This is a genomic window from Acidimicrobiia bacterium (assembly GCA_036396535.1).
In the GTDB taxonomy this organism is placed as follows: domain Bacteria; phylum Actinomycetota; class Acidimicrobiia; order Spongiisociales; family UBA5794; genus DASWKR01.
In genome coordinates this window covers 1-6,666 of record DASWKR010000026.1, presented here as the reverse complement: position 1 = coordinate 6,666, position 6,666 = coordinate 1, and the positions used below count along the sequence as shown (strand labels likewise).

The 6,666-nt window shown below is 68.2% G+C and carries 8 protein-coding genes; 5 read left to right on the top strand and 3 right to left on the bottom strand.

The genetic code is table 11. The features are described 5' to 3' along the window. A partial coding sequence (locus tag VGC47_04030) for an IS630 family transposase (GenBank protein HEX9854459.1) occupies nt 1-140 on the top strand: 140 nt, incomplete at its 5' end. Here VGC47_04030 and VGC47_04025 read toward each other — a convergent pair. Next, nucleotides 137-718 (bottom strand): XRE family transcriptional regulator, encoded by a 582-nt coding sequence (locus VGC47_04025; protein ID HEX9854458.1) that lies wholly within the window; start codon nt 716-718, stop codon nt 137-139. The genes VGC47_04030 and VGC47_04025 overlap by 4 nt on opposite strands. An 80-nt stretch (nt 719-798) precedes the next feature. On the opposite strand from VGC47_04025, the gene VGC47_04020 reads away from it, so the two are divergent. Beyond that, nucleotides 799-2,388, top strand: a complete 1,590-nt coding sequence (locus VGC47_04020) for an FAD-dependent oxidoreductase (protein ID HEX9854457.1) — start codon at nt 799-801, stop codon at nt 2,386-2,388. Nucleotides 2,389-2,503: 115 nt separating this feature from the next. Here the strand turns inward: VGC47_04020 and VGC47_04015 are convergent, their stop codons facing one another. Beyond that, the gene (locus tag VGC47_04015; protein ID HEX9854456.1) at nt 2,504-3,472 is read right to left on the bottom strand and encodes a hypothetical protein; all 969 of its coding nucleotides are present in this window, start codon (nt 3,470-3,472) and stop codon (nt 2,504-2,506) included. 146 nt (nt 3,473-3,618) lie between these two features. Continuing rightward, on the bottom strand, nt 3,619-4,428 hold the full coding sequence (locus VGC47_04010; GenBank protein HEX9854455.1) for an LLM class flavin-dependent oxidoreductase: 810 nt from the start codon (nt 4,426-4,428) through the stop codon (nt 3,619-3,621). A 694-nt stretch (nt 4,429-5,122) separates the two neighbouring features. Between VGC47_04010 and VGC47_04005 the strand changes: the two genes are divergently transcribed. The 3 genes from VGC47_04005 to VGC47_03995 all read left to right on the top strand — a co-directional run bounded on the left by VGC47_04005 (nt 5,123) and on the right by VGC47_03995 (nt 5,988). Next, nucleotides 5,123-5,368 carry a hypothetical protein gene (locus tag VGC47_04005; GenBank protein ID HEX9854454.1) on the top strand — a complete coding sequence of 82 codons (246 nt, stop codon included), beginning with the start codon at nt 5,123-5,125 and terminating at the stop codon, nt 5,366-5,368. Then, nucleotides 5,355-5,750 carry a type II toxin-antitoxin system VapC family toxin gene (locus VGC47_04000; GenBank protein ID HEX9854453.1) on the top strand — a complete coding sequence of 132 codons (396 nt, stop codon included), beginning with the start codon at nt 5,355-5,357 and terminating at the stop codon, nt 5,748-5,750. Before VGC47_04005 ends, VGC47_04000 begins: the two co-directional genes overlap by 14 nt. A gap of 109 nt (nt 5,751-5,859) precedes the next feature. Continuing rightward, nucleotides 5,860-5,988, top strand: coding sequence for a hypothetical protein (locus VGC47_03995; GenBank protein HEX9854452.1), 129 nt, complete (start codon nt 5,860-5,862; stop codon nt 5,986-5,988). Nucleotides 5,989-6,666: the final 678 nt, after the last annotated feature.

Here is a 6,666-nt window from a genome sequence, read left to right as displayed (position 1 = left end):
CCATCGACGAATGGGCCGACGAGTGGAACGAGAACCCCAAGCCCTTCATCTGGCACAAGACCGCCGAGGAGATCATCGCCAAGGTCCGCCGAGGCCGAGCCGCCCTCACCCACCAGACCAAATCCGCGACGGACCACTAGTGCGTGGAGTCGCCGTCGGTTTCGTGATGGATGTGGGCGCGTTGGCCGTCGCGGTCGAAGATCATGATGAGCTCGGCCGGGCCGTCGATTGCTGCGAAGGCGTGCGGCGTCATGGTGCCGAACTCGGCGGCTTCACCGGTTTCGACGAGGATCTCGCGTTCGCCGAGGGACAGGCGCACTCGCCCGTCGAGGACGAAGAACCAGTCGTGACCGGGGTGGACCCGTTGATGTGGCTTCTTGCGTGTCGGTTCGAGTCGCATCTTGACCGCGATCGTGTTGCCGGTCGGGCGGCTCAGCCTCCAGGTCGTGCGCTTGCCGGAGGTGCTCGGCGCCGGGCGGATGACCACGTCGTCGTCGCTGCACACGTCTAGCAACGCATCGAGGTCGACCTGGAGGGCCGAAGCAAGCGGCACCAGGATGTCGAGGCTGATCGTTCGCTTGCCGGTCTCGACCCGACTGATCGTGGAGGGGCTGAGGTTTGTGCGGGCGGCGAGCTCGTCGAGCGACAGGCCCAGTGTGTTGCGCAGGCTGCGCAGGCGAGTGCGCACCACTTGCTCGATCTCGTTCAGCTCGCTCATGGCGGCGTGCCCCCCGTCTCGCTCTTGAGAATATCGCAAGATTACTTGCAGCAGGCGCGTCGCAGCGTATCGTCGAGTCCATGAGTGAACACGCACCCCGCGCCGTCGAGCGGCACTGCGACGTTGCGGTCATCGGCGGTTCGGCCGCCGGGCTCGCCGCTGCTCTCCAGCTCGGACGCCAGCGCCGCTCGGTGATCGTCGTTGACGCTGGCGAGCCGCGCAACGCCCCCGCTGCGCACATGCACAGCTATCTCGGACACGAGGGACTTCCGCCGTCGGAGTTGGCCGCGATCGGTCGTCACGAGGTCCGCAGCTACGGGGGTGAGGTCATTGCCGGCCGCGGTGTCGACGTGACCCGCACCGACGACGGCCGCCTCCGCGTCGAGCTCGTCGGTGGCCACACGGTGATCGCCCGACGGGTGCTTGCCGCCACCGGTCTGGTCGACGAGCTCCCCGAAATCGACGGCCTTGCCGAACACTGGGGCGGCGACGTCATCCACTGCCCGTTCTGCCACGGATTCGAGGTCCGGGACCGGCGAATCGTCCAGATCGTCACCCACCCGATGCGTCTGCATCCCGCCGGGTTGTTCCGCCAGCTGAGCGCCCGGTTCACGCTGGTGCTGCACGAGGGCGTCGATGCCGACAACGCCGAGGTCAGTGCCATGCGGGCCGCCGGGGTGGACGTCGTCGACGCCCGCGTCCGGCGCATCGTCACGGGCGATGACGGGCACGTCGCGGCGGTCGAGCTGACCGACGGCGACCGCATCGACGCCGACGCGGTCGTGATCGGCACACGGTTCCGGGTGCGCGCCGAGCCGTTCGCAGCGCTCGGTCTCAAACCAGCCGAGCACCCGACCGGACTCGGCGATTTCGTCGAGACGGACGCGACGGGGGCGACGGCGGTTCCGGGGCTCTACGCGGCTGGCAACGTGACCGACCCGAGCCAACAGGTGCTGCAGGCCGCCGCCAACGGCAGTCGAGTCGGCGGCATGATCAGCTTCAGCCTCGCCGACGACGACATCCAGGCCGCCGCCCGACCATCGGCCTATGAGGCCGACTGGGATCACCGCTACGGGGGCGACCAGATGTGGAGCGGCAATCCGAACGGCACACTCGTCAACGAGATCAACGGCCTCAGCCCCGGCCGCGCCCTCGACGTCGGCGCCGGCGAGGGCGGCGACGCGCTCTGGCTGGCCGAGCAGGGGTGGAGCGTGACCGCGACGGACATCTCACAGCGCGCCCTCACCCGCGTCGCAGCGGAGGTCGAGCGGCGCGGCGCACACGTCGAGTGCCAGCATGCGGACGCGAACACCCTCGACGCCTTCGAGGCCGGAGCGTTCGACCTCGTGTCGGCCCAGTACGCATCGATCCCCCGCACTCCCGACCAGCGCGCCGTCCGCAACCTGCTGAACGCGGTCGCTCCCGGCGGCACGCTGCTCGTGGTCAGCCACGACCTCGAACCCATGCGTGAACCCATCGACACGCTCGCCCACAGCCGTCCCTTCGACCCTGACGCCTACGTGCGGGTCGATGAGTTCGCAGCGGCGATCGCCAGTTCATCGGCATGGGACATCGAAGTCCACGAAACGCGACCCCGGCCGGCCGGGGCCACCTCTGCCTCCCACCACGTCGACGACATCGTGCTGCGAGCCCGACACCGCGCCAGCTGACGAGATCCCGCGTCCGATCCTCAACCTGACCGAAACGCCGGTTGCACGGGGGATCCTGGCGGAGGTGGGGCCGACGGTCGGGGTGATCTTATGGGGCAGCATGGCGGCCTCCCCTTCACTGCACCGGCACTTCGGGGCGATGCCCCGCTCGAATATTGTCCGGGTGGTTGGGGGCACGTCTCCGGCTCAACTCCGACGGATCACCCGTGTAACCGCGCATTGCAGATACCGGCTCCTGTGGCTTCCCGAACTCCGTTCCGCTCGGAGCGTGGTCGGCCGTCTCCCCGAACCATGTCTTGCTGGCGTTCAGCCGTTGGGCCGGAGCGAGCAGATCGCTGACAGCCGTGACGATCTCGGTGAAGTGGCGTTCGTTCTGAGTCGAGGCTGTGACATCGTCGCCCCAACGCTCGTAGAGCACTTGGAGTCGGGCGAGCAATCGATCTAGGGACAGGAGGGACAGCGTTCCAAACATGGCGGATCCCATCGGTCCGACGAGGATGCCAGCGGTCGCTGGCCACGCCGCGAGCTCTTGGAGCATTGCCATCGTCTCGTCCACCAGCCAGCCGTCGACGCCGCAGCTGTTGAGGGCGGTCTCGATCCCGCTCAGGGGGCACGTCTCGTACTGGCGTTCGACGTCGATTCCCCCCACGGGGTGCGGGCCGGTCCGAGTCACGACCGACCCCTGACGGCGACGTGCGGTGCGCCACCCCTCAGCGCCGTATACGCGTCGACCGAACTCGATGAACCTCGTGCTGAGAACGATCCGATCGTTGGGCAGCGTGGCGTTGACCCGAGGAGCGACGGCTGATGCGAGGAGCGAGTAGCGCAGCTCGTCGAAGGGATCGAGCACCCACGTCGTGCGATAAGTCCCATCGTCCTTCGGGTACGAGCAGGACATGGGGGCGGTGGCGGGCGTTCCGCTCGAGAGGCGCTCGGCCAGCAAGGACGCAACGAGCGCGGGCTGTGCGAGCAGGTCCTTGCGGTCGAGAACGTCGCGCAGGTTCGCGTCACGGTCCCACTCGGCGTGGGCGAGGAGTTGATATCTGACGGTCTCGTCCGAGACGCGGGTGCCGAGCACGCTCACGGCGGCCTCCCCAGCAGGGAACTCACATAGTGGAAACTACATCAGTGTGAGTCTCGCAGACCGCGGCTGTGGACCGAAAGGGGAAGAAGCTGTGATCATACTGTGGACAACCCGGATTCGCGTTTCGGCCATGGACGATCGGGGTCTCAGTGGGGTCTCGGAGGCCCATCGGCGATCGCAGACCGAACCGTTGGCAGCGGCGTGTCAGGGCCTGGTGCGTCGACGAGCCAGGTCACCCCGGCGGCCTCGTAGTCGGCGGCGTGGTCGAGGTCGCCCCACACGCAGAGATCGAAGTCGGTGTCGCCGCGTTCGGCGGCGACGGCCGCATGGGCGGCTCCAGCCTGGTCCGGTGTCATGGGAGCGCCGGTGAAGGGCATCACACCGTCGCAGCGGGCGGCCCGCCGCACAGGGCCCGGCTTGGAAGCGGGCCAGAGCATCGCCGACCAGATCGGAATCCCGGGTTTCTGTACCGGGCGCGGAAGGAACTGGGCGTCGGAGACGGCCAGACGCCGACCCCGGTACGACGTGGGCTCGCCTGACCACAGGCGGGTGATGATCTCGATGCCGTCCTCGACCATCTCAGCGCGAACGACATCGGTGGTGGCCTCGCCATCGAACGCCGAGAACTCGCCCCAGAAGTCGATGCCGAGCCCTACGCCGAGCACGAGACGTCCACCGCTGAGATGGTCGAGCGTCACCGCCTCTCGGGCGACCTTCCAGGGTCGCCGTCTCGGCAGCGGCGTGATCAGAGGCCCCAGCCGGATGCTCGACGTGTTGGACGCGACGGCCGCAAGGGCGATCCAGGTGTCGCAGAGCGAGACGGGCTCCTCGTACTGGATGTGGTCCCACAGGAAGAAGCCGTCCCAACCCGACTCCTCGGCGAGCACCGCCAGCTCCACGAGCGCGTGAACGTCACCGAAGGAACCGAACGGGGGTAGGTACACGGCGTGGCGCACGAGCTGAATCGTAGGAAACCCGACTGGCATGGACGCGACGGACTGCAACGGCGAGAGGGTTGTAAACCCGGAGGTCCCAGCGACCACGAAGAGTGAGGTCCTCGGCGGGCAACGCCCTCGAGCTCTCGCGGGCTCAGGAGACCTTCGCCAGTGACGAAGCACCGGCAAGATCACGGGAGATCACGCACGATCCCAACTTCTTGTGTCACGCGCGTGTCACGCCGACCCCCTCCGACTGTAAACGTGCAGGTCAGAGGGGGTAAGACGGTGAGCCGGCTTATAGGCGGGGCTCTGTGCCAGAAGCGCTGTGACCTGGGAGTTCGCGGCCGAAATCGGCCGCCAGGCCGCGGATAGGCCGCGAGATTCTGAGATCACGGGGCGACGGAGCGCATCATCGGAGGTGACGGAGCGGCGCATGCCACTCGCTCTCGTATGAGGAGCCGGCTCGCTGAGGCCAGCGGCAGCCGGGCGGTGCTCATCGGATCGGTCGTCCTCGAATGGCCAGGCGCGACGGGCTGAGTAGACCAGCGCGCCGGCTTCCAGGTCGTCATCGACTGCCGAGAGGTTCTCTTCGTCCCAGGACCACCCTCGGTTGCACACGCTGCAACCGCCCTTCTGGCGCGCCAGAGAGCGAGCGATCCCGTACATGCAGAGGCGCATGACATCATGCAAGGCAGCATGTACGCTGAGGGTCGTGCCCAAGACAATCCAGATCCGCGATCTCGATGACGAGGTCTATGCCGCCCTGAGCGAGCGGGCTGCCGCCGCCGGCCTGTCGGTGCCCGAGCTGCTGCGGGTCGAAGCGGCGCGTCTGGCCGCCCGGCCCAGCATCGAGGAGTGGTTGGCGCGGACCAGGCGCCGCGCGTCGACCATCGATACCGCTGCTGTCGTCGAGGCGCTCGACGAGCTGCGGGGCGACTGGCCCGATGCTCGTCGTTGACGCGTCGGTTCTCTACGAGATCGTGGCCGACACGCCTCAGGCTGAGGTGATGCGAGCACGGATCGCCGCCGATCCCGACCATGCCGCCCCCCACGTCCTCGACGTCGAGGTCTTCTCCGTCATCCGGCGCCATTGGATGGAGGGTCGGCTCGACTCGACCGCGGCGAGCCAGGCTGTCGACGACCTGTTCGCCTGGCCGGGCCAGCGGTACAGCCACCGCCCGCTCCTCGATCGAGCCTGGACGCTCCGGTCCGACGTCCGCGGCTGGGACGCCATGTACGTGGCGCTGACCGAGGCGCTCGACGCAACGTTGGTGACCACCGATCAGCGGCTGGCGGCGGCGTCGGGGCCTGCATGTCGCATCGAGGTGCTGGGCGGCTGAGTCGATCGCCGCGCGCTGGTCCCCGGTCGCGAGGGCAAGGTGGGGCGGTGGGGGAGCGGGAGCTGCCGGTCGGCCGCTTGCGGCGCGTTGGAGCAGCGCCGAGTCCGCCGTGGCCGACCGCGTGCGCATCGAGGGTGGCGACTTCTTCCTCGCCGTTCCTGGCGCCGCCGACCTCTACCTGATGCGCAACGTGCTGCCGCACCCGCAGCCAGCAGCAGTGGCGAGGGATGTTGGCTGACGCCGGCTTCGACCTCCGCGGCGAGCGCTCCGGCGAGCAGTACCAGTGGACCGCCCTCGAAGCCGTCGTCGTGTGACGATCAGCGACCGGCGGGATCAGTGCCAACAGCTCTCGGTGAGCTCGGTGTTGAGCTGACGAACGGTGCGGACCTGCGCCGGCCTGGAGGTCGTCGGCCGGAGCCGGTGGTGATACCGACAAGAATCTGAGAATCCTGTCGCCTCCAGCCCTCGGAAATGGCTTGGGGACAGTAGGGAGAGTGTGACGGTGAGCCGGCCTGTAGGCTCGGCTCTGTCCCAACAACGCTGCGACCAGGGGATTCGCGGCCGAAATCGGCGTTCAGGCCGCGGACAGGGACAGGCCGCGGGAATTTGAGTTCGCGGGGCGGGCCGTCGGATCACCCTGGATCCACGGAGGCCACGCGGCGCGTCCCCGTGTCCTCGTGCGCTGCGGTGGCGGGTCAAGGTAAGCGAGCGTGTCCGGCGGTGGTCATGATCCAGGTGTCGGAGATCGCGGGGCAACCATTTCTTCCTCGTTTAGCCTCGATCCACCGACTGGTGTCGGTGACGGCGCGGCTGGTGGGTGGGGTGTCGTCGAGCGGCGGATCGGGCCGCTCAGGCGCGGTCGGGGCGCGTTGAAGTAGGCGTCGTGGGTGGTGTGGTTGTCAGCGCGAGTGTTCGT